The organism is Endoryza foliicola (genome assembly GCF_050589245.1).
GTDB lineage: Bacteria > Bacteroidota > Bacteroidia > Chitinophagales > Chitinophagaceae > Endoryza > Endoryza foliicola.
On the sequence record NZ_JBOBEW010000031.1, the window covers coordinates 1 to 973 of the forward strand.

General features: G+C 38.7%; 1 protein-coding gene. It reads right to left on the reverse strand.

The genetic code is table 11. The features are described 5' to 3' along the window. Positions 1–830, reverse strand: an 830-nt coding sequence (locus tag ACQ2HE_RS19875; protein ID WP_430902512.1) for an RHS repeat-associated core domain-containing protein, incomplete at its 3' end; no start/stop codon positions are given. Between the last annotated feature and the right edge of the window lie 143 nt (positions 831–973).

The following is a 973-nucleotide window of genomic DNA, read 5'->3' on the forward strand; positions in this document are numbered from 1 at the left end:
TTAGCATCGCCTTTAGGTTTTAAGGGGTTATGTTTGTCATTTATTTCATAAAGAATATTTCGCTTTCTTAGTTCATTCCTATAAATTAAATCCTGAGCAGTAGCTTTCCCTTCAATTAGTCTTTTTTGAACTTCTGATAAATATTCGCTTGACAAAGATGAAGGGTCATTTGTAATAATTTCAAACGCTTGAACCCTACTATTCCATTTAGTAAAAGTACTAAAGAGTTTAAATCGCTCCTCTTGCAATCGTACTATCGCTCTTTCAATCCAGTTTATTTGGTCTGCCGATTTTGATTTATGTACCGCTTTCAATAGTGATACTTTCCAACAACCATTACTATTATATACGGTCATACTTACACCATCACTGTTTAAATAGGCTCCGGCATTTGGCGGAATCAATGCAGTTAATTCTTCTTGTGTAAGAAATCTACTTTGTGGGGCATAAATGCCAGAGTTAATTCCTCCAAGTCTAAATAGCTGTGTAGTATTTTGAAGGTTACCGTCACCTCCGACCCTTAATAAGTTTCCTAACTGAGGTATTGTTGTAGTTCTTACTGTTGACTGTGCTGCATTTGGTTGTTGTTCAGCCCCATCTAGATCTTTGAAGTTTACGGGATCGCCCTCGGCATATGAATATGGACTGTTCCATGGATAAGTATCAGCTAACGGATCCACACTCAAAAACTTCCCAATTCTCGGATCATAGATCCGCATGCCGTAGTCTTGTTGGTTTCCGGTTCCTTTTACATCATTGTCATTTTCCTTCCCATTAAACCCATACCTAAACTGGGTTCCAGCGGTATAAGAGCGGTTTGGCATCAACATCCCGAACGGAGGGCTGCTTCTAACTCAAAGAACTACCCTAAAGCTACGCTGCTTTTTTGACATTTTAAAGTCTGGCTGATGATTGTTTCCAGAGTATTTGTTACTGCTTTTTCAGCAAGTCGTGCATCTTTTCAATGGCTTGA